A 22,287-nucleotide genomic window follows, 5' to 3' on the forward strand; every position below is an offset into this window, starting at 1 on the left:
GCCAATTGAGCCCATTTATAGCGGCGACACCAAGCCCAACTTGGGCACACCGCGATACCACATATCTGAGGCGAAGCGTTGGGACTGCCCGCAGCACATGCCTGCGGCGATCCTCAAGCGGCGCTTACAGAAGCTGGAAGGCCAAGGGAGAAACAGCATGACCGATTATGGCTATGTGCACCGGGTGAAGGCCGGCGCACCGGGAAATCCGATCTTTTTCGTCTTTCACGGGACCGGCGGCGACGAGCGGCAATTCTTCGATTTCGGCGGCGATCTGCTGGCGGATGCGACGATCGTCTCGCCGCGCGGTGACGTGTCGGAACATGGCGCGGCGCGCTTCTTCCGCCGCACCGCAGAGGGCGTCTACGACATGACGGATCTTGCCCGCGCGACCACCAAGATGGCGGAGTTCGTGGCGCGGCTCTCGGCAGAGCATGAAGCCTCGGACGTGATCGGCCTCGGCTTTTCCAACGGCGCCAATATTCTCGCCAACCTGTTGATCGAGACGAGCCTGTTTAACAAGGCGATCCTCCTGCATCCGCTCATTCCCTTCAAGCCGAAGGACAATCCGGCGCTTGTGGGAAGACAAATCCTGATCACCGCCGGCCAGCGCGACCCGATCTGCCCGGCGCCGCTGACACAGGCCCTTGCCGATTATTTTGCGGCGCAGAAGGCGGTGGTCGACATGGAATGGCACACGGGCGGGCATGATATCCGGCCGAACGAGATCGAGGCGATCAAGCGGTTTTTGGGGTGAGGCTTTTTCACCTCCCCCTTGAGGGGGGAGGTCGCAGCGCAGCTGCGGGAGGGGGTGACGGCCGCATATTCAACAGGCAATTGCGTGCGCCGCAGTCACCCCACCCCGGCACGATGTGCCGACCCTCCCCCTCAAGGGGAGGGTGAACACTCAATACCCCCGTGCAGCCCCCGACGTCGCGCGGCTGTCCATGGCGCCGTTGTAGCGGGCGCCGCCGCCCTCCTCGATCTCGGTCAGGTTCTTGCCCCCGACGAGGATCCCGGCCGCCTGGCCCCAGATGGTCCAGCCCGGATCTACGGCGACGTCATGGCCCATTTCCGTCAGCAGTTTCAGCGTATCCGACGACAGCGCGAAGGGTTCCATGTACACTTTATCGGGCAGCCATTGATGATGGATGCGCGGGGCGTCGATGGCTTCCTGGATGCTCATGCCATGGTCGATGACATTGATGATCGCTTCGAGTGTGATGGTGATGATGCGCGCGCCGCCGGGACTGCCGATGACCATGAACGGCTTGCCGTCTTTGGAGATGATCGTCGGGCTCATCGATGACAGCGGCGTTTTCTTCGGTTCAATCGCATTGGCTTCCCCCTGGACCAGGCCGTAGAGATTGGGCGAACCGGGCTTGGAGGTGAAATCGTCCATCTCGTTGTTGAGGAGGATACCGGTTCCCGGAGCAACGACGCCCGCACCGAACGAGCCGTTCAGCGTATAGGTGACCGCGACCGCATTGCCGTCATTGTCGATGATCGAATAGTGGGTGGTCTCGGTGCTCTCGCCCATGCCCTTTGGCATCAGGTCCTTCGAAATCCCAGCCTTGAAGGGATTGATCCGAGCGCGGATTTCCTTGGCATAGGCCTTGTCCGTGAGCTTTTCGACGGGGTTTTCGACGAAATCGGGATCGCCGAGCGCCGAGTTGCGATCGACATAGGCACGGCGCATCGCCTCGACCATCGCATGCACCGTTTCGGCCGAGCCATAGCCGAGATAGGAGAGTGGATAGCCTTCCAGCACGTTGAGGATTTCACAGATGATGACGCCGCCAGAGCTTGGCGGGGGCGAGGAGGCAATCTCATAGCCGCGATAATTGCAGGTCACGGGTTTCAATTCCCGGACCGTGTATTGCTCGAAATCGGTCTTGGCGAGAATACCGCCGGTCGCCGCACTCGCCTTGACGATATCGCCGGCAATCGCCCCCTTGTAGAAGGCGTCCGGGCCTTTCTCCGAGATGCTGGCCAGGCTAGCGGCCAACTCCGCCTGGACCAGGGTGTCGCCGATCGAGAACGTCTTGCCGTCGGGCTTGAGGAAGATTGCGGCGGCGGCCTTGTCCATGGACAGTTTCTTGGCGCCGTTCTGCAGCGAGGCGACATCGCCCTGATCGAGCACGAAACCGTCCTTGGCAAAGCGGATGGCGGGCGCCAAAAGTTCCTGCCGAGACAGCGTGCCGTATTTTTCCCGCGCCGTCTCAAGGCCCAGGACGGAGCCGGGCACGCCGACGGCCAGATAGCCGGCGGTGCTGGCACCCTTGACGATCTCGCCCTTGCTGTCGAGATACATGGTCTTGGTGGCGGCGAGCGGTGCGCGTTCGCGGAAATCGAGGAAGGTGGTCTTGCCGTCTTTCAGCCGGATGGTCATGAACCCGCCGCCGCCGATATTGCCGGCGGTTGGATAGACGACGGCCAGCGCATAACCGACGGCAACCGCCGCATCGACGGCATTGCCGCCCTTCTTCAAGACCTCGACGCCGACATCGGAAGCGAGATGCTGGGCGGTGACGACCATGCCATGTTCGGCCTTGACGGGCTCGGGCGAGGCCGCTGCCGCGGGGTTAAGCGGTAAGAGAGCAATGGAAACGATAAGCGCGGCAATCGCGCCGGTACGGGGGTGAGGCAACATGGTGTTTCTCCCGGTTCCGGTTTTCGGATCGGCCATCTTCGCCGAGATCGGCCGGCAATGCCAGCTTTTGCTATGCTGCAAAGCCGCAATCGCCGGAGCCTGCTATCGTGTTATCGCGGCGGAATGACCTTGCCGGGGTTCATGATGCCGTTGGGATCGAGCGCCGTCTTGATGCGGCGCATGACGCCAATCTCCGCTTCGCTGCGGGAATGATCGAGGAAGTCGCGCTTCAGCGTGCCGATGCCGTGTTCGGCCGAGATCGAGCCCTTGTATGTGCGCACGAGATCATAGGCGATGGCGTCGATCTCATGCAGGTCCTCATCGCGCGGTGCCTTGATCCAAGCTGCCACATGCAGGTTGCTATCGCCGACATGGCCGAAGAAGGAGACGTGGGCGGCGGGAAAACGCGCCAAAAGCGCTCTTTCGCAATCGCCGGCGAAATCGTCGAGCTGTCCCACCGGCAGGCTGACGTCGAGATTGATCAGGCCCGGCAGAAGCTGATCCATCATGTGGCCCTCGCGCACCGACCAGAAGGCGCGGGCTTCCTTTTCCGACTGGGCGATCAGCGCATCAGTGACCAGGCCATTTTCGAAAGCCTTGGCAAGGAAAGCCTCGAAACGGTCCTTGTCCTCATCGCTGCCGTCGACATCCTGTTCGATGATGACGGCAAACGGATAGGCCTTGTCGAAGAACGTCAAATTGAGCGCTTCGGCGTTGAAGCGGAAATAGCTTTGCCACATGGCTTCGAAGGCCGACAGGCCTGAAAGACTGCGCTGGGCCGATTTGAGCAGCGCGACGACGGACACGTAGCTTTCGATGGCGCACAGTGCGGTCAGCCGGGAGGCGGGCAGGGGGCGCAGCCGCAGCACGGCGCGCGTGACGATGCCGAGCGTGCCTTCCGAGCCGATGAACAACTGGCGCAAATCATAGCCGGTATTGTTCTTGGTCATGCGGTTCAGCGACGACAGCACGGTGCCATCGGCCAGCACCGCCTCGAGGCCCAGCACATTGTCACGGGTGACGCCATGGCGGATCACGCGGATGCCGCCGGCATTGGTGGAGATATTGCCGCCGATCTGGCAGGAGCCGCGGGCACCCAGATCGATCGGCAGCAGGAAGCCGGCGGTTTCGGCGACAAGCTGCGCCACCTCGAGCGGCGTGCCGGCCAGAAGGGTCATGGTGCCGGCGGCGATGTCGATCTCCTCGACGCCGGACATGCGCTCCAGCGATATTGCGATATCGCCAGCGCGCGCATTGGCGCCGCCGGCAAGGCCGGTGAGGCCGCCCTGTGGCACGACGGGCTGGCAGTGCCGGTCGCAGATGAAAAGGGCGGTTGCGACCTCTCCGGTGCTGGCGGGACGCAAAACGGCAAGCGGTAGAGCTTTACCGGTGCCACTGGCATCGCTGCGGTAACGGCCACCGATGGCCTCGCCGGTCAGCACCACGTCTGTACCAAGGGCTTCGATCAGGTCGTCGATAACGGTCATGGTTTTCTTCTCCGCTTCAGCCCTGCCGGGCACCGTAATGGGCGGGCGCATGGAGGAAGGAGGGCAGCTCGGCAACCGTCCGGCAGCCAAGCTGGGCCATCGCGCCGGACAGTTCAGCCTTGAGGATATCAATCAGATGACCGCCACCGGCGGCCCCCATCGCGGCGCTGGCAAACACGAAGGGGCGGCCGATCAGAACAAAATCGGCGCCGAGCGCCAGCATGCGGGCGACATCGAGGCCCGAGCGGATACCGCCATCGGCGGCGATCAGCACGCCTTGACCCAGCGCCACGCGAATGGCGGGCAGGACGGAGATGGCGGTAGGGGCCGCATCGAGCTGACGGCCTCCGTGATTGGAGACGATCAGGCCGTCGGCGCCCATGGAGAGATAGGCCTGCGCTTCCGAAACGTCGAGCACGCCCTTGATCAGCAGCGTGCCTTTCCAGGCATCGCGGATGCGGCGCACGCGGTCGGCGCCGAGATGACCGGTCATGACGCGGCCGACGAATTCAGCCGACTGTTTCAGCGACGAACCCTTGGGGTAATAGGGCGACAGGTTTTCGAAATCGGGAATGCCGTGGCGCAGCACATGGCTTGCCCAATGCGGATGGGTGGCGATCTGGACCATCGTCTTTAGATCGAGGATCGGCGGCACGGACATGCCGTTGCGAATATCGCGCTCGCGGCGGGTCGGCGCGGGGATATCGACGGTCAGAACCAGCGTCTGGTAGCCGGACCGGGCGGCACGGACGAGCATATCGGCTTCCATGGCCGGATCGTTGGGCGGATAGAACTGGAACCAGCCATTGTCGCCGGTGACCGGTCCGATGGTTTCCATGGCGCGATTGGCAAAAGTCGAGAGCACATGCGGTATGTTGTGAGCCTTGGCCGCTTTCGCGATCGGCACTTCGCAGCCTGGCCAGAGCAGGCCGGCAAGACCGAGCGGGGCAACGCCGAACGGCGCATCGAACCGTTTTCCGAGCACAGTGACGCTCAAATCCGGCGCGGGCGCTTCCGACAGGTAGCGTGGCATCAGTTCGATCGTGTCGAAAGCTTCAGCATTGCGCCGGACGCCGCTTTCCCGGCCAAGGCCGCCGATCAGATAGTCATGTACAAAGCCCGGCATGCGCCGCGCGGCCGCTTTCTCCATATCGGGGATGCAGGGAAAACGTCTGTGAAGATCTGTCATGCTTGGTCCGGATGCTCCTCGAATCGCCGGGAACCTTAGCGGGTTTAGCCTGTTGGCCGAAAGCCCCTCACCCTAACCCTCTCCCCGCATGCGGGGAGAGGGGATGACAGAGTTTGCCGCTTGTCCTTCGCCCCGCCCAGCGGGGAGAAGGTGCCCGAAGGGCGGATGAGGGGCCTTTCTGAGGAGCCCTACGCCGCTTCCCGGACCAGAGCCTGCGCCATGCAATGGATGCCGCCGCCGGTCTTGGAGATTTCGCTCATATCGACGGCGGCGACTTCGAAGCCGCGGGCGCGCAGTTTGTCGATCAATGTCTTTGACGATATCGGGGCGATGACGCGGTCGCGGCCGAGCGACATGAAATTGCAGCCCAGTGCCATCGTGTCCTGGAAGGGCACGTCGATGATTTCGTGGCCCTTGGCCTTCAGCCAATCGACAATGCCCGGTTCCGTGCAGGCAAGGCAGACGGCCGTCAGCTTGGGCGCGATCGGCACGACCATCAGGTCGATATGCACATAATATTCGTCAATGAAGGCAAGGCGGGTTTCCCAGCCCTCCTTTTTGAACCAGTCCTCCACCTGACGGGCGCCTTCCTCCTGCGTGCGGGCGCCGCCGCAGCCGATCAGCACGACGCCGTCCTCGATCACGTTGAAATCGCCGCCCTCGAAGGTGCCTGCCGTCACCATGTCATAGATGGGAATGCCGAGCTTTTCATAGGTGCGGATGGCGGCATAGTTTTCGCCGCGCCGCCACCAGTTGGCCATGGCGGTGATGATGGCGCCATAGGGGGTCATGACGCTCGAATCGCGCGAATAGACCTGCATCGGCAGCTCCGGCGTCGGCTCATGCCAGTGGATCTTAACGCCGAAATGCTCATAGGCCGAGACCAATTCCTTGTGCTGCGACTGCGCCACCTGGATATTGCAGGGCGCCTCGCGCAGATGCTTGCGCGACAGCGAACTGGTGGAGAGGTGCCGCAGATGCGCCGGCGAGCCGAGCAGAACGTCGCTCAAGGGATCGGTCTCGTTCTTGAAGCCCCAGCGGGTAAGCGGCGCGGTGCCGCCTTTCGGATTGCGGCGCTGAAGCGAAAAAGGCTCGTTGAACTGCATGTCATGCCTCCGGGGTTGAGGGTTTGGGGATCCACCAGTCGCGGCCACGGGCGGTGGTCACATATTCGGGCCAGCGGAAATGGATGGGGGGTTCGTAATCGCAAAGAGGCGGGATCCACTTTAATCCGCCGATGCCGCCACCGGTGCGCTCGTTAAACTCGGTTTTGGCGGCTTTGCGAAGAGTATCGTCTTGCAAAAGCCGGATGGCAGAGACCGCAATCGTCTTGGCGGCGCAGAGCACGGTCGGATCGATGGTGGCCGGTATGCCGCCGAGCGCATTGGAGACCCAGACGGGATAGGTGTAATCCGCCGGTGCCTTCAGCGCCGGACGGGCGATGTAGAAGCGGGCAGTCGGCGCGTGCCAGCTCATGTCGGTATAATCGTCCGAGGTGGAATTCAGCTGCGACGGGGCGAGATCGCGCCGCAGGATGGCTTCTGCGTCCTGCGGTGAAATCAGCTTTTCCATCTCGTCGATGAAAGGATTTTCCATTGTCTCGACGCCCAGGTTTGCCTGAATTTCGCGGGCGGCGGTCCTTGCGGCCGCGTCCCAGCGCGGCGGGCCGACGCTCTGCAGGGCGTCCCAGACGAGATTGGCCATCGCGTGGTTGGCAAGCCCGGGCCGGGATTTGGAAACCCAGTGGCGTTCGTAGCGGCAGCCGGTCATGGTAGCCGCCGCTGCGGCATTGCGGTCGAGCACCGAGGCCACTTGCTCGGCCATGGCGATGGTTGGCACGCGGATCATATATTGGATTTCGGCAAGGCCTGCCGGCAGGTTGTCTGCGGTTGCCTGGCCCGCCGTCAGGATCGCCTCGCTGATCGACCAGCCGCCCTGATGGGTAAGCATCGAATCGCGCAGTGCCTTGGACGCCATGTACATGGTCATCAGCGCATCGTTGGCACCGGGCGCGCGCACGGCGGAATGCGATTGCGGGATCGGCGCATCGTCGCTGCGGCCCCAGGCTTCCGGCTGGTCGCAGATGAAGCGGTAGATCATCGAATAGGCAGCACCACAATGGGTATCCCAGCGCACCGTATTGCACATTGGCAGCATGTAGAACGGGTGGAACGAAAACATGCCGTCCAATCCGTCATAATAGCCCTTGGCCGCGTGGATCGGCTTGGAGCCGCGCACTTTTTCCGCCGGTTCGCCGGTGAAGCGCAGGATGCCCTTGATATCGTGCCGCTGCATCGCCGCCTTGGTGGCGAGCAGGCCGCCGAGTGCGCCGATACCCAGCGCCGAATGCGGATCGGTATGGCCTCCCGCCTCAAAACTCAGGTTTTCGCGCGGTTCGCGGCGCGTCGTGGCCGCCTGGCAATTGCCGGGTACCGCGTCATATTCCGCATACATGCCGATGACGGGGCCGGGACCGTTGCTCCATTCGGCCGAGAAGGCTGTCGGCATGCCGGCTGAGCATTCCTCGACGGAAAAGCCCTGTTTGCGCAGGAGATCGACATACCAGGCGGCCGATTCATATTCACGCCAGGCGGTTTCGCCAAACGAGAAGATCCGCGCCGTCCAGTCCGACAGGTCGGCCCGGATGGTCTCGACATAGCTCAGGGCTGAGGTCTGGGCGGCGGATATCGGCACGAGGGTTCGTTTCGCTGGAGGGATCGGCTGAGTTGCTGCGATCAGTTAAGCGCCGATCCAATCTTTGAAAAAGTGAAATGTTTTCCCGCCTTCGACAAATTAAGTTCGCCAATGCTCAAAATCCGGACTAGCCTTTCGCCATTATCAGGAGGGCGCCGATGCAGAGAATTCCATCGACACAGGCTTTGCGGGCGCTGGAGAGTTTTGCACGCCATGGCACGGTCTGGAAGGCTGCCGACGAACTCAACCTGACGCGCAGCGCCATCAGCCATCAGCTGCGCCTGCTGGAGCGGGAGCTCGGCTTCCAGATCTTCAACCGGGTCGGCACGCGCATCGAATTGACCGAGCAGGGGCTGGGATATGCCGCGGATATCAGGCAGGCGCTGAACGCCATTGCGGGGTCGGCCTCGCGCCATGCCAGCCGCGGCGTCAGCGGTTCGATCACCGTCAGCTGCCCGCCGGGCTTTGCCTCCAACTGGTTGTGCAATTACATCTCGCATTTCCGCGACGCCTATCCGGATGTGCGCATCTCCATCGTCACGCCGCGCCGGCTCGACGATATCAGCAATCCCGATGTCGATGTTTTCATCGCATTCGGCACGGGAAACTGGCCGTCGATGCAGGTGGAACTGATCATCGAGGTGGAGTTTGCGCCGCTCTGCAGCCCGGTCCTCTTGAACAAGATCGGCGGGTTGAACGACCCCAGCGATATCAAGAAGATGTGCCTGCTGCACCTCACCGACTACGAGGACTGGGAGACCTGGCTGGCATTGGCGGGGGTGGACCAGAGCTACGCGTCGACCGGCATCGTGTTTTCCGACATGAACCTGGTTTTCGCCGCGACTTTGTCGGGACAGGGGGTTGCCGTGGGCGACCGCTTTACCTGCCGGCACGCCATGAACAGCGGGCAATTGGTGCAGCCCTTCGATATCAGCATCAATTCCAGCCGCTCCTATTACCTGGTGACATCGGAGGCCAAGGCCGACAACCAGGCCGTGGTGGCCTTCAGTTCTTGGCTGCGCTCGGAAATGCTTAAAAATGACGCAGATGCCTAGGCAACGGCGTGGGGAGAAGGCGGCTTTTGGCAAATTATATTTGTCCAAGCGGGGAAAAGATTTCGTTTGTCCTGCCGCTCAAACGCCCATACGATTTCGGGGGTTGGAAAAGGAGCGTCGATGAAGAGCGGACACGAGGCGGCCGAAATCGCAGCGAGCGGGATAGGCAAGGCCTATGGCGATTTCCATGCCCTGAGCGATATCTCGCTGACCATCGGCTCCGGTGAGTTCCTGACACTTCTCGGCCCCTCCGGCTCTGGCAAAAGCACCTTCCTGATGATCCTGGCCGGCTTCGAGACGCCGACATCGGGGACGCTTCGCAAGAACGGCGCGGATATCACCACCGTCCCCGCCGAAAAGCGCGCTTTCGGCATGGTCTTCCAGGGCTATGCGCTGTTTCCGCATATGACGGTCGAGCAGAACATTGCCTTTCCGCTGCAGGTGCAGGGACGCGCTGACACTGACATCAAGAGCAGCGTCGATCGGATCATCGATCGTGTCGGCCTGCGCGGGCATGAAAAGAAGCGGCCATCCGGATTGTCCGGCGGCCAGCAGCAGCGTGTGGCGCTGGCGCGCGCCCTGGTGTTCGAGCCTTCGGTGCTTTTGCTCGACGAGCCGTTTTCCGCACTCGACAAGAATCTGCGGTCCTCGATGCAGGAAGAGGTCCGGCGGCTGCATCAGGAGACCGGCACGACCTTCGTCTTCGTCACTCACGACCAGTCCGAGGCCTTGGCGCTCTCGACCCGCATCGGGATTTTCAATCACGGCAAGTTGCAGCAGCTGGGCACGCCGAAGGATGTCTACGAGCGGCCGGCAAACCGGTTCGTGGCGGAATTTCTGGGCGATGTGAATTTCCTGTCGCTGTCAGCCGTCAAAGCAACGGCGGATGGTGCCGAGGGGTTGTTCGAGGGACATCCGATGCGGATTTCAGCGCCCGGTCAGTCTGTCAGCGAACATTTCGCCATCCGGCCGGAACATATGGTGATGTTCGAGCAGGCGCCGCCCGAGGGCAATATGCTGAAGGCCGAGATTGGCGACATCACCTATCTCGGTGCCGAAACGCGCTTTGGCCTGAAAACGCCGGGGGGCATCGATCTCGTTTTGCAAATGCCGACGCGGGAGGTGAAAAGCGCCTTCCAGCCGGGACGGCAGGTCTGGGCCGGCTGGCCCGCCAACCAGGGTTTCTTTCTGTAAGTGCTTTGAACGTGCCTGAACGTGCATGACACGAGCGACGCCGATAAAGGCGCGCCGCAAAAACCAGAGGAGAACGGCATGAGCGAAATATTGGCCAATGGCGGCATGTCCCGCCGCAGATTTACCCAGCTGGCAGCCCTGTTTCTGTCGGTCAGCCCGATCGCGCTTGGTGCGACGCGCGGCTGGGCGGCGGAAGGCGAACTGGTCTTCGTCAACTGGGGCGGCGATGCCGGTCCAGCCTATGACAAAGCCTATGGCGCGCCCTTCAAGGAAGAAGCCGGCGTCACCGTGAAGCAGGACGGCTCCGGCCCGACGGAAGGCGCTGTCGCGGCCCAGTTTTCAAGCGGCAAGCCGGCCTGGGATATCGTCGATATCGATCCCTTCTCGGCAGAAGCGCTCGGCAAGAAAGGCATGATGGAGCCGATCGATTACGCGATCGTCGACAAGGCAAAGATGCGCGAAGGCTTCGGCTGGGAATATGCCGCCTCGACCTATTTCTTTTCCTATATCATCGCCTATGACGCCTCGAAGTTCGGCGACAAGGTGCCGGCCGGCATGGCGGATTTCTTCGATGTGGAAAAATTCCCCGGCAAGCGCTCGCTCTATAAATGGGGTGCGGGCATGTGGGAAGCGGCACTTCTCGCCGATGGTGTGGAGCCCGCAAAGCTCTACCCGCTTGATCTCGAGCGCGCCCACAAGAAGATCGAGGCTTTCAAGGACAACATCGTTTCCTATTGGGGTGGCGGCGCCGAGAGCCAGTCGGTGCTTCTGAACGGCGAGGCCTCGATGGCGCTGATCTGGTCGACCCGCGCCGGGCTGATTGAAAAGGATTCCGGCGGTTCGATCAAGTTCGTGTGGGACCAGGGCCTGATCTCGCCCGGTGCCATGGGCGTGATCAAGGGCAATCCGGGCGGAAAGGACGCAGCGATGAAGTTCATCGCCTCGGCGCAGGACCCGAAGAAGCAGGTCATCATGTTCGAGATGCTCGGCCAGGGCCCGGCAAACCCGGCCGCCGATGCGCTGCTGTCTCCGGAACAGGCCCGCCTCAGCCCCGTCGATCCGGCCAATATGTCCAAGCAGATCGCCCTCGACATGGCCTGGTACGAGACCAATTACGGTCCGGCTTTGGATGAGTATACGAAGATTATTTCGGCTTAAGCGGTTTTCCTCTTCTCCTCTTCGGGGAGAAGTGCCGAACGCAGTGAGGCGATGAGGGGGCGGCGAATTCAGGGCCTGCCGCCCCCTCATCCGGCGCTACGCGCCACCTTCTCCCCGGCGGGGAGAAGAGGGGGCCTGACCCCGCCATCGTATCAAGTCCGCATCATAGAAAGGAGCACCGCCATGACATCCGACAGACTGAAACCGGTGCTCCTGCTCGGCCCTCTCGTGCTGTTTCTCGGCCTTGCCTATCTCGTGCCCTTCCTCGGCGTCATGCAGTGGAGTGTCACCCTGCCGGAGCCCGGGTTTTCGCAATATGGCAAGGCCGTCACCGATCCACTGATCCAGTCGGTGTTTTTCCGCACCTTCCGCATCTGCCTGATCGTCACCTTCTGCGCTGTCGCGGCTGCCTATGCGATTGCCTATGTCTGGGTGCGCGGTACGCCGGCGCAGCGGCTGGTGACGGAGCTTTGTATCCTTATTCCGTTCTGGATTTCGGTCTTGACGCGCGCCTTCGGCTGGGTAGCGCTTTTGTCCAATCGCGGGCTGATCAATACCTGGCTGCAGGCGGCCGGCATTATTTCCGAGCCGCTCACCATGGTGCGCAACGAGTTCGGCGTCGCGCTCGGCATGATGCATTTTCTCATACCGTTTGCCGTCTTTCCGATCGCATCCGCCATGCGCAGCCTGGACGAGCGGGTGTTTCTGGCGGCCCGCGGCATGGGGGCATCGCGGCTCAGGATCTTCTGGTCGATCTTCGTGCCGATGACGCTGCCCGGCATTCTCGGCGCCGGGTTGATGGTGTTCGTCTTCGCCCTCGGCTTTTTCATCACACCGGCGATCCTGGGTGGCGGCCGCAGCGTCATGATTGCGGAACTGATCTACCTGCGCCTCTTCCAGAGCCCGGACTGGGGGCTGGGCGCTGCGATCAGCGTCATCCTCATGCTGATTGTCGCAGCACTTTTGATCCTGATGCTGCGCCTTGTGCGGCCCAACAAGATGCTGGGTTGAGCCGATGTCGATGAAACCCACGCCGATTGCCGTTTTCCTCGCCTTTGCGGTGGCGCTGTTCCTGCTCCTGCCGCTGATTGCGGTCGTGCCGGTCTCCTTTACCCCGGCGCGCTTTCTGTCGATGCCGACCGATGTGTGGTCGCTCCGGCACTATCAGGCGCTTCTCGACAATCCCGCCTGGCTGCAAAGCATCTGGCTCAGCCTGCGCATCGGTATTCTCAGTTCGGTGATCGCGACGCTTCTGGCGCTGATGTTCAGTCTCGGCATCTGGATGTTCCGGCCGTGGTTCGGCAGCCTGCTGTTCGGCTTCGTGCTTTTGCCGATGGTGGCGCCGCCTGTCGTCTCCGCCATCACGCTGTATTTCTTCCTGACGACGCTGTCCAAGGTCAACGATGTCGTGGCCTACGATACCTGGGTGGGCGTCGCCATCGCCCATGCTGTGATGATCGCGCCGTTCGCGGTGGTGATGGTGACCGTTGCCTTGGCGCAGGTGGACCGGCGCATCGATCTGGCCGCGCGCGGTTTCGGCGCTTCGGTCAGCCAGCGGGTGTTCAAGGTCATTTTGCCCAATATCAAGTTCGGTATCTTCACCGCCTTCTTCCTGTCCTTTGTGCTCTCCTGGGAAGAAATCGGCGTGACACTGTTCATCACCAGCGTTGATGCCGTGACCCTGCCGAGGATGATGTGGATGGGGCTGCGCGACAATATCGATCCGGCCATTGCCGCGATCTCGGTCATCCTGATCGGTATCGTCATCACGGTCATTCTGGTGAAAACCGCCTTTACCCTCAAGCTTTCCCGCAAATCCTGAGAGAAGCCCGCGCCGGTCTTGCGCGCGGTTAAATTATACAATTGTATAGCAAAGAATGAGACGAGGACTATCCGCATGATCAGTACCGGTATGTATCTGACGAAACTGCTCACCTCCTATGGCGTCGATACCGTCTTTGGCATTCCGGGCGTGCATACGGTCGAGCTCTATCGCGGGCTGGCGGGCAGCGAAATCCGGCATGTGACGCCGCGCCACGAACAAGGGGCGGGGTTCATGGCGGATGGTTATGCGCGCGCGACCGGCAAGCCGGGCGTCTGCTTCATCATCACCGGGCCGGGCATGACCAATATCGTTACCGCGATGGGGCAGGCTTACGGCGACAGCATACCGATGCTGGTGATCTCGACCGTCAATGCCCACGGCCGGATGGGATCAGGCGAGGGATGGCTGCATGAACTGCCCAACCAGCAGGCGCTGGTCAGCGGCGTCTCGGCCTTCAGCTGCACCGTCAACCGGCCGGAGGATCTTGCGCCGGCTTTGGCGCGCGCCTTTGCGATCTTCGACAGTGCCCGGCCGAGGCCCGTTCATATCGAGCTTCCGATCAATGTCATGCTGGCTCCGGCTGATCATCTGACCGTTGCGGACAAGCCGTTGCGCCTGTCGCGGCCGGCTGGGGATGCAAACGCGTTGAGCGCGGCGGCAGCGGCTCTGGATGCGGCGAAGGCACCGGTGATCTTGGCAGGAGGCGGCGCCATTGGTGCGGCGGCGCAGATCCGGGCGCTGGCCGAAAGGCTCGATGCGCCGGTGGTGATGACGACCAATGGCCGGGGCATTCTGCCGCCGGGACATACGCTGGCGGTCAATTTTTCTGCCAGCATGCCGGCCACCCGTGCGCTGATCGAGGCGGCCGATGTGGTGCTCGGCATCGGCACGGAGCTTGGGGCCACCGATTACGACATGTACGAGGACGGGTTCTTTTCCATTCCCGGAACCTTCATTCGCGTCGATATCGACCCGGCACAACTGATGCGGACGCGCGCGCCCGAAATCGGCATTGTCGGCGATTCAGCGGCTTGCGCGGACGGTTTGGCAGCTCTGGTGTCCGAGCGTGTGCATGACGGTGCCCTGCGCGTGGCTGAAGTCGAAACGCGCGTCCACCACGATATTCCCACCGCCATGATCAACGACCTGATCATTCTGGAGGCGATCCGTGATACGTTGCCCGGCGTGCTGATCGCCGGGGATTCCACCCAGCTGGTCTATGCCGGGAATACCGCATATGTGGCGGCCTCGCCCGGCTCCTATTTCAATTCGGCGACCGGTTACGGCACGCTTGGCTATGGCCTGCCGGCCGGCATCGGCGCCAAGATCGGGCAGCCGGACCGTCCGGTGGTGGTGCTGGCGGGAGATGGCGGCTTGCAGTTTTCGCTCGCCGAGCTTGCCTCGGCGATGGAGGCGAAGGCGCCTGTGATCCTCATGCTGCACGACAATGGCGGTTACGGCGAGATCAAATCCTATATGGTGGCGAAGAACATCCCACCGCTCGGCGTCGATCTGCACACTCCCGATTTCATCGCCATCGGCCGTGCCTATGGCTGGCATGCGCAGCGGCTGGAAAGCTTTAAGGGCTTGAAACCGGCGTTGGAGGCGGCGGCAAAGCGGGATGTGCCGACGATGCTGGTGTTCGGCGACGATTTTCGCGCTGAGGCCGCAGCTGAAGGAGCGTAAGGCATTTATCCAGCAGGCTGCACCCGGGCAAGCGACATTGCGGCATAGCCGGCCGATGTCAGAACGATGATAACGCAGACATAGATATCCGCGGTCATGGTCAGCCCGACGGCGCGCGACAGGAAGCCCGCGAGAATGGCGGGAATGCTGAAGGCCAGATAACTCTGGACATAATAGGCCGAGAGCAGACCGGCGCGTTCTTCCGGCTTGGCCAGCGGCATGATCGTGCTGACCGCACCGAGGAAGCAGGCGCCGAAACCGGTTCCGGCGATGATCGTGCCGGCAAACAACAGAGCCACCCAGCCGGTATGGACGCCGGCGACGACGATCAGCAGTCCGATCATCATGGTTAAAACGCCGAGCGTGAGATTGGAACGGGCGGGCTTCTGACGGCGGAAGAAGACGGCGAGCGCGCCGCTCAGCGTCAGGGCTGCGACCGTCAGGCCGCCTGTCATCGGCGAATGATTGCCGGTGGCGGCACCCACAAGCGACGGCATCAGCGAGAGATAGAAGCCACCGAGCGACCAGATCGAGATGTTGATGGGCGTGATCGCCATCAGCGACGGGCGGACCTGCGGCGGCACGCCGACATGCGGACGCAGCGATGCCAGCGCGCCGGGCTTGGACATAGCCGTTTCGGGAACGCTCCACACAAAGACGGCCTGCGCCAGCAAGGCTGCAAACAGCACGAGATAGACGAGACGCATCGGATCGGGCGCAAACTGCACGAGCGCGCCGGCACCCAGCGCACCCACCGCCATGCCGAGCAGCGGCGAGATGCTGTTGACGATCGGGCCGCTGACCTTGTTGGCGTCGACCAGAGCCGCGCCGATGGCGCCGCTTGCAGCTCCGGTGGCGATGCCCTGGACGATGCGGGCGGCGATCAGCCAGGAGGGGCTGTCTGCCAGCATGAACAGCAGCATGGCGGCAGCCTGCAAGAGGATGGCAGCGAAGATGACGGGGCGCCGGCCGATATGATCGGACAGGGAGCCGACAATCAGCAGCGTCGTCAGCAGGCTGAACGCATAGACGCTGAAGATGAAGGTGAGCAGGATGGGCGAGAAATGCCAGCTCTCCTGATAGAGATGATAAAGTGGGGTGGGCGCAGCCGAGGCGGCGAGGAACGTGATCAGGGTTGCTGCGTGAAAGCTCAGCGCCCACAGCCGTTTGGCGGGTGAAAAATCGCCGGAAACCGGTTCACTTTTGCTCGACATGGCACTATTGTCCCTAAAAGCTAAAATATTGCGTTAGCTCTTGTAGCGCGACTGCGATATAAAAGCAAATTATTTGCTTTAGCGATTGTGCTGATAACATTGAGCGGAGATGGCGCCGATGAACATACGGGAAAATATCCGGCCGGGCGGACGCAGCGCTCGCGTGCAGGCCTCGGTGCACCAGGCTGTGCGCAGTCTTCTGGTGGCGACGGACCGCAGCGACGTGACCATCCCGCTGATTGCAGCCGAAGCCGGCGTCACGCCCTCGACGATCTACCGGCGCTGGGGCGACCTGCAGGAGCTTCTGGCTGACGTTGCCGTCGAGCGGCTGCGCCCGGATGCACCGCCCAAGGATACCGGGTCGGCGCGCACCGATCTGATGCAATGGGCGGAGCAATATGCGGACGAAATGGCCTCGGGGCCTGGCCGCGCCATGATCCGCGATGTCCTGTCCAGCGTCGCAACCGACAGCCGCAACGCCGGAAAATGCTGCGGCTATACCCGCGAACAGCTGCAGGTCATTGCCGGACGCGCGCGGGAGCGCGGCGAAGACTTTCCGGATGTGGAGACAGTGATCGACGCCGTGGTCGCCCCGATCATGTACCGCATCCTGTTCGACGACGCACCGCCCACTGCAGGCAAGGTTTCAGCGCTGGTCGAGCGGATGATGCCGCAATGGCGTTCGAGCGCTTCATCTTGAACTTGGCTTGCCAATGTAATACCTTTGTAAAAACATTCCTTACCGAGGTGCAGCATGAGCGCGACAGTGACGACGAAGGGGCAGGTGACCATTCCCAAGCCGGTGCGTGATTTTCTCGGCATCGTGCCGGGAACGCGGGTGGATTTTCAGCGCGGCCCTGACGGCAGCGTCGTCCTGACGCGCGCCGACGAAAAACGCCCTGCCAGCCGCTTCAGCAAGCTGCGCGGCCATGCGGGCAAGGGGTTGAGCACCGATGCCATCATGGCGCTGACGCGCGGTGACGAGTGACGCTGATCGATACCAATATTCTGCTCGATGTGGTGACGGACGACCCCAACTGGTCGGACTGGTCGATCGATCAGCTGGAAGCCGCTGCCCTGCGCGGTCCGCTGCTGATCAATGATGTCGTCTATGCCGAACTGGCGGTGCGCTACGAGCGGATCGAAAGGCTGGAGGCGTTTTTAACCGAAGCCGGGATCGAGATTGCGTCAATGCCGCGCGCGGCATTGTTCCTGGCCGGAAAAGTCTTTAAGACATACCGCAAGGCGGGCGGTTCGCGCGCCGGCGTCCTGCCGGATTTCTTCATCGGCGCGCATGCGGCCGTTGAGCGGCTGGCGCTTTTGACGCGGGATAGGGCGCGCTACAGGACATATTTTCCGACCGTGGCGCTGATTACGCCTGACCGGTAGGGCAGGGCACGCACTGAAAGAAAAAGCCGGGCAAATGCTGCCCGGCCCGTCATTCCTCAAATCATCCCCGCTTCCGGCGGGATCGGTTTTTCCTTTGGCCTGTAGCCAAACGAGCGCAGCGCGACATAGAAGACCGGGGTGAGGAACAGGCCGAGGATAGTCACGCCCAGCATGCCGGAAAACACGGCGGTGCCGAGAGACTGGCGCATTTCGGCGCCGGGGCCTGTGGCGATCATCAGCGGTACAACGCCGAGAATGAAGGCGAAGGCGGTCATCAGGATAGGCCGCAGGCGCAGGCGGCTGGCCTCGATGGCGGCATTGACCGGGTTCATGCCCTCATCCTGCGCTTGCCGCGCAAACTCGACGATCAGGATCGCATTCTTGGCCGCAAGGCCGATCAGCACGATCAGTCCGATCTGGGTCAAGATATTGTTGTCCTGGCCGCGCAGATGAACGCCGATCAGAGCGGCAAGCACGGCCATCGGCACGACGAGGATGATCGCCAGCGGCAATATCCAGCTTTCATATTGGGCCGATAGCGCCAGGAACACGAAGATCACCGAGAGGGCGAAGATGAAGATCGCCGTATTGCCGGTATTGCGCTCCTGGAAGGCAAGGTCCGTCCATTCGAACGAGGTGCCAGGCGGCAGGATCTGGGCGGCCAGTCCCTCCATCTTGTCGAGGGCCGCGCCGGTCGAGATGCCGGGTGCCGGATTGCCCTGGATCGGGACAGACACATACATATTGTAGCGCTGGACGAGCGCAGGGCCTGTGGTATCGCGGATATCGACAAGCGTTCCGAGCGGCACCAGCGCGCCGGTGGCGGAGCGCACCTTCAGGGCGAGAATGTCTTCCCGGTCCAGCCTATATTGCTGATCGGCCTGCGCCCGCACCTGATAGACGCGCCCGAAAGCATTGAAGTCGTTGACATAGGACGTGCCGAGGTTGATCGACAGGGTCTCGAAGATATTGGGGATCGGCACGCTCAGCGCCCGCGCCTTGTCGCGGTCGATCGCCAGGAAATATTGCGGGCTGGATGCGGAGAAGGTGGTGAAGACACCGGTCAGCCCCTCCGTCTGGTTGGCGGCACCCATCATCTGATAGGCAAGGCCCAGGGCCCGGCGCATGTCGGAGCTTTCACGATCGACGATCTGCATCTTGAAGCCGCCGGAATTGCCGATACCGCGAATGGATGGCGGCGGCACGGCGATGATGAAGGCTTCCTCGATGCTCTGCATCGAACCGTAGAGCTGGCCGATTATCTGGTTGGCGCTATAGCCGTGTTTCAGGCGTTCCTCGAACGTGTCGAAGGCGGCAAAGACCACGCCGGAATTGGACGCATTGGTAAAGGTCGCGCCGTTGAAACCGGAGAAGGCGACGGCGTTCTTGACACCCGGCACCTTGAGGATCATGTCGGACGCGCGCTGGATGACGGCGTCGGTGCGGGCAAGCGAGGCGCCTTCGGGCAATTGCACGACGACGATCGCATAGCCCTGGTCCATCGTCGGCACGAAGCCGCGCGGCACGATCTGCGCCATGTACCAGGTCGCCGCCAGCAATCCGAAAAACACGATCAGGCTGGCGCCGAGCGCGATCCGCGTCGAGACCAGATGATGGACAACCCAGGAATAGCCCCGGGTCATCCGGTCGAAACCAGAGTTGAAACCATTGGCAAGGCCTCTGGTGACGCGGGTCAAAGGATTGCGGGTTTCGTGGTGGTCCTGATGCGGACGCAGGATCAAGGCGGCAAGAGCGGGCGACAGTGTCAGCGAATTCAGGGCGGAAATCGCCGTTGCCACGGAAATCGTCACCGCGAATTGCAGGTAGAACTGCCCGGAAATGCCGGGGATGAACGCAGTCGGTACGAAGACCGCGATCAGCACCAGCGAGATGGCGATGACGGCGGTGCCGACCTCGTCCATCGTCACATGCGCCGCCTGTTTGGGCGTCATTCCCTTGGAGAGATTTCGCTCGACATTCTCCACCACGACGATGGCGTCATCCACGACGATGCCGATTGCCAGAACCAGCCCGAACAAGGTCAGCATATTGAGCGAGAAGCCGAAGGCCAGCAACAGCGCGAAAGTTCCGATCAGCGACACCGGGATGGCGACGATCGGGATCAGCGCGGTGCGCCAGGACTGCAGGAAGATCAGCACGACGATGGCGACCAGAATGGCCGCTTCGAGGATGGTCTTGTAGACCTCGTTGATGGATTCGGAGATGAACTCCGTCGGATTGTAGACGATGGTATATTCGAGGCCGGGCGGGAAATCCTTCTTCAGGGTTTCCATCGTGCCCTTGATCTGTTCGGCAGCTTCCAGGGCATTGGTGCCAGGGCGCGAGAAGATGCCCATGGCGACGGCGGCCTTGCCGTTCAGGTAACTGTTGGTGACGTAGTCCTTGGCGCCAAGCTCGATGCGGGCGACATCCTGCAACTGCACGAGACGTCCGCTCGCCGTCGATTTGACGATGACATAGCGGAACTGCCGGGCATCGCTGAAGCGGCCCTCGGTGGTGACCGTATACTGGAAGGCATTGGTGCCCGCGTTCGGCGGCCCGCCAATCGAGCCGCCGGACACCTGGACGTTCTGATCGCGCAACGACTGCACGACATCGCCGGAGGTCATGCCGTAGGAGGCAAGCTTTTCCGGATCGAGCCAGATGCGCAGCGCATATTCGCGTTCGCCGAACAGGATAACGTCACCCACGCCTTCCAGCCTCACCAGCTGATCGCGAGCGCGGCTGCGGGCATAGTTGGAGACATAGAGCTGGTCGTAGCGGTCATTCGGCGAGATGAGATGGACGACCATCATCAGGTCGGGCGAGCTTTTCGCCGTGGTCACCCCGATGCGGCGGACCTCTTCCGGCAGGCGCGGCTCGGCGATCGAGACGCGGTTCTGCACCAGCACCTGCGCCTTGTCGAGATCGGTGCCGAGCTTGAAGGTGACGGTGAGCGCCATCGAACCGTCCGCTGTCGAATAGGAGGACATGTAGAGCATGTCCTCGACGCCGTTGATCTCCTGTTCCAGCGGGGTGGAGACCGTATCGGCGATGGTCTCGGCATCGGCGCCGGGATAGGCGGTGCGGATGACGATGGTCGGCGGGGCGATCTCCGGATATTGGGCGATCGGCAGCTGAAAATAGGCGATGCCGCCGACGATCAGGAGCACGATCGACAGGACCGATGCGAAGATCGGCCTGTCCACGAAGAAATGGGCAAATCTCATTGGCCGTTCTCCACAGCCACTGCTTCCGGCGGCAGGACAACCAGTTTCGGATCGACGATCACGCCTGGTCTCAGGCGCATCAGGCCGTTGACGACGATGGTCTCGTCGCCGGTCATGCCTTCGCGGATGACCCGGTAACCGTAGAGTTTCGGTCCGATGCGAACGGGTTTGGTGGTGAAGCTGCCATCCTCGGCAACGACATAGACGACGCGCTGATCCTGGTCGGAACCGACGGCTTCATCGGGCACGAGAATGCCCTTGTAGGTATTGGAGGCATTGACCTCGACGCGGCCGAACAGGCCAGGCTGCAGCACGAATTGCGGATTGTCGAAACGGGCGCGCACCCGCATCGTGCCGGTTTCCTGATCGACGCGGTTTTCGGCGAAATCCAGTTTGCCCTTGAAGGGTTTTTCGGTGCGGTCGGCGATGGTCACGGAGACCTCCAGCGCGCCGCCGCCTTCCTGCAGGTCGCTGCCATGTTCGCGGGCGACACGGGCATAGTTCAACAGCCGGCGTTCGTCGACATCGAAGTAGAAGTCGATCGGATCGAGCGACACGATCGTCGTCAAGGCGGTCTGGTCGGCCTGCACCAGGTTGCCGACGGAGATCAACCGCCGGTCGATGCGGCCGCCAAGCGGGGCGACGATCGTGGTATATTCCATGTCGAGCTTGGCGCGGGCGAGACTTGCCTCGGCGCCGCGCAGATTGGCCTGGCCGGACTGCAGCTCGCGGCGGCGGTCATCGAGGGTGGAGATCGAAAGCGTGCCTTTCTGCACCAGGGCTTCGGTACGGTTGAATTCCGATTCCGCGAAGGTCAGCGTTGATTTTGCCACTTCCTGCGCCGATGTCGCGACATCAAGTGCGGTCTTGAAGGGGCGCTGGTCGATGACGAAAAGCGGATCGCCCTTCTTCACCATCGCGCCGTCCTTGAAATTGACCTGATCGAGATAACCGCCGACCCGCGAGCGCAGGGTGACCTCATCGACGGCTTCAAAGCGGCCGATGAACTCGTCACTATCGACGACATCGCGCACAACCGGTTTGGCCACGGTGACCGGGGCTTTTTGTTGTTCCTGTGCGAAGGAGGGGCCTGCGGTCAGGGTCGTGGAGAAAAGCAGTATTGCCGGAACAAGCCAGTATCGTAGCATTGATAAGCCCCCTGAAGCGCATGAAACACGTTTCCCCGCACGGGTGCACGGGTCAGTTCACGACGTTTTTGAGTGGTCAGCCTTGCCGGACTTAACGTGATTTCGGGCAGTCTGGGCACGGGTATGACCAAGTCGCGGTTCGTTCAAAATCAGCAGATATTTCAAATCGGTAGATGCTTTGCCCGTTGGCTGCCCCCGGCTTTGACGCCACAGCCCTGTCAAACAGGCAATGCTATTTCATCTGTAGCTTACATCATTCGCACCGCGTGTCATCACGGAAAAGACACGATCGGAAAACGGGGTGGCTTTTCAGGCTTTGTGTCTTTCGTCATGCGACAAGCCACACCCGGATATCCGTATTTTCA

The 22,287-nt window shown here is 61.9% G+C and carries 18 protein-coding genes; 10 read left to right on the forward strand and 8 right to left on the reverse strand.

The genetic code is table 11. The features are described 5' to 3' along the window. Positions 1–157 precede the first annotated feature (157 nt). The gene (locus tag PYR65_RS26150; protein ID WP_276122231.1) at positions 158–757 is read left to right on the forward strand and encodes an alpha/beta hydrolase; all 600 of its coding nucleotides are present in this window, start codon (positions 158–160) and stop codon (positions 755–757) included. A 150-nt stretch (positions 758–907) separates the two neighbouring features. On the opposite strand, the gene ggt is transcribed toward PYR65_RS26150, so the two are convergent. The 5 genes from ggt to PYR65_RS26175 form a co-directional block, all read right to left on the reverse strand. Next, positions 908–2,653 carry a gamma-glutamyltransferase gene (gene ggt / locus PYR65_RS26155; protein WP_276122232.1) on the reverse strand — a complete coding sequence of 582 codons (1,746 nt, stop codon included), beginning with the start codon at positions 2,651–2,653 and terminating at the stop codon, positions 908–910. 110 nt (positions 2,654–2,763) lie between these two features. Next, positions 2,764–4,140: an FAD-binding oxidoreductase gene (locus tag PYR65_RS26160; protein ID WP_276122233.1), complete on the reverse strand. Its 1,377-nt coding sequence runs from the start codon at positions 4,138–4,140 to the stop codon at positions 2,764–2,766. A gap of 16 nt (positions 4,141–4,156) precedes the next feature. Next, positions 4,157–5,329: an alpha-hydroxy acid oxidase gene (locus PYR65_RS26165; RefSeq protein ID WP_276122235.1), complete on the reverse strand. Its 1,173-nt coding sequence runs from the start codon at positions 5,327–5,329 to the stop codon at positions 4,157–4,159. A gap of 188 nt (positions 5,330–5,517) precedes the next feature. After that, positions 5,518–6,435, reverse strand: coding sequence for a dimethylarginine dimethylaminohydrolase family protein (locus tag PYR65_RS26170; RefSeq protein WP_276122237.1), 918 nt, complete (start codon positions 6,433–6,435; stop codon positions 5,518–5,520). Position 6,436: 1 nt separating this feature from the next. Continuing rightward, complete coding sequence (locus PYR65_RS26175; RefSeq protein ID WP_407951368.1) at positions 6,437–8,023, reverse strand: zinc-binding metallopeptidase family protein; 1,587 nt, start codon at positions 8,021–8,023, stop codon at positions 6,437–6,439. Positions 8,024–8,181: 158 nt separating this feature from the next. On the opposite strand from PYR65_RS26175, the gene PYR65_RS26180 reads away from it, so the two are divergent. From PYR65_RS26180 to PYR65_RS26205, 6 genes are all read left to right on the forward strand, one after another. Beyond that, complete coding sequence (locus PYR65_RS26180) at positions 8,182–9,078, forward strand: LysR substrate-binding domain-containing protein (protein WP_276122238.1); 897 nt, start codon at positions 8,182–8,184, stop codon at positions 9,076–9,078. A gap of 120 nt (positions 9,079–9,198) precedes the next feature. Further along, on the forward strand, positions 9,199–10,272 hold the full coding sequence (locus tag PYR65_RS26185) for an ABC transporter ATP-binding protein (protein WP_276122239.1): 1,074 nt from the start codon (positions 9,199–9,201) through the stop codon (positions 10,270–10,272). Between the two features lie 78 nt (positions 10,273–10,350). Further along, on the forward strand, positions 10,351–11,430 hold the full coding sequence (locus PYR65_RS26190; RefSeq protein ID WP_276122240.1) for an ABC transporter substrate-binding protein: 1,080 nt from the start codon (positions 10,351–10,353) through the stop codon (positions 11,428–11,430). A 183-nt stretch (positions 11,431–11,613) separates the two neighbouring features. Next, the gene (locus PYR65_RS26195) at positions 11,614–12,441 is read left to right on the forward strand and encodes an ABC transporter permease (protein WP_276122241.1); all 828 of its coding nucleotides are present in this window, start codon (positions 11,614–11,616) and stop codon (positions 12,439–12,441) included. A gap of 4 nt (positions 12,442–12,445) precedes the next feature. Further along, on the forward strand, positions 12,446–13,252 hold the full coding sequence (locus PYR65_RS26200; RefSeq protein ID WP_276122242.1) for an ABC transporter permease: 807 nt from the start codon (positions 12,446–12,448) through the stop codon (positions 13,250–13,252). A 75-nt stretch (positions 13,253–13,327) separates the two neighbouring features. Beyond that, entirely contained in the window at positions 13,328–14,941 is a 1,614-nt protein-coding gene (locus PYR65_RS26205; protein WP_276122243.1) for a 5-guanidino-2-oxopentanoate decarboxylase, read from the forward strand. A gap of 5 nt (positions 14,942–14,946) precedes the next feature. Here PYR65_RS26205 and PYR65_RS26210 read toward each other — a convergent pair whose 3' ends face one another. Continuing rightward, the gene (locus tag PYR65_RS26210) at positions 14,947–16,155 is read right to left on the reverse strand and encodes an MFS transporter (protein ID WP_276122244.1); all 1,209 of its coding nucleotides are present in this window, start codon (positions 16,153–16,155) and stop codon (positions 14,947–14,949) included. 118 nt (positions 16,156–16,273) lie between these two features. Between PYR65_RS26210 and PYR65_RS26215 the strand changes: the two genes are divergently transcribed. From PYR65_RS26215 to PYR65_RS26225, 3 genes are read left to right on the forward strand one after another with little or no spacing between them, the layout of a single operon-like run. Continuing rightward, a complete protein-coding gene (locus PYR65_RS26215) occupies positions 16,274–16,855 on the forward strand; it encodes a TetR/AcrR family transcriptional regulator (RefSeq protein WP_276122245.1) in 582 nt (193 codons plus the stop codon). Between the two features lie 54 nt (positions 16,856–16,909). Next, positions 16,910–17,143 (forward strand): AbrB/MazE/SpoVT family DNA-binding domain-containing protein, encoded by a 234-nt coding sequence (locus PYR65_RS26220; RefSeq protein WP_276122246.1) that lies wholly within the window; start codon positions 16,910–16,912, stop codon positions 17,141–17,143. Then, the gene (locus tag PYR65_RS26225; RefSeq protein ID WP_276122247.1) at positions 17,140–17,544 is read left to right on the forward strand and encodes a type II toxin-antitoxin system VapC family toxin; all 405 of its coding nucleotides are present in this window, start codon (positions 17,140–17,142) and stop codon (positions 17,542–17,544) included. Before PYR65_RS26220 ends, PYR65_RS26225 begins: the two co-directional genes overlap by 4 nt. A gap of 56 nt (positions 17,545–17,600) precedes the next feature. Here PYR65_RS26225 and PYR65_RS26230 read toward each other — a convergent pair whose 3' ends face one another. Further along, the gene (locus tag PYR65_RS26230) at positions 17,601–20,774 is read right to left on the reverse strand and encodes an efflux RND transporter permease subunit (protein ID WP_276122248.1); all 3,174 of its coding nucleotides are present in this window, start codon (positions 20,772–20,774) and stop codon (positions 17,601–17,603) included. Continuing rightward, on the reverse strand, positions 20,771–21,922 hold the full coding sequence (locus PYR65_RS26235) for an efflux RND transporter periplasmic adaptor subunit (RefSeq protein WP_060637172.1): 1,152 nt from the start codon (positions 21,920–21,922) through the stop codon (positions 20,771–20,773). The genes PYR65_RS26230 and PYR65_RS26235 overlap by 4 nt, the downstream gene beginning before the upstream one ends. Positions 21,923–22,287 lie beyond the last annotated feature (365 nt).

The organism is Pararhizobium qamdonense, from assembly GCF_029277445.1.
In the GTDB taxonomy this organism is placed as follows: Bacteria; Pseudomonadota; Alphaproteobacteria; order Rhizobiales; family Rhizobiaceae; genus Pararhizobium; species Pararhizobium qamdonense.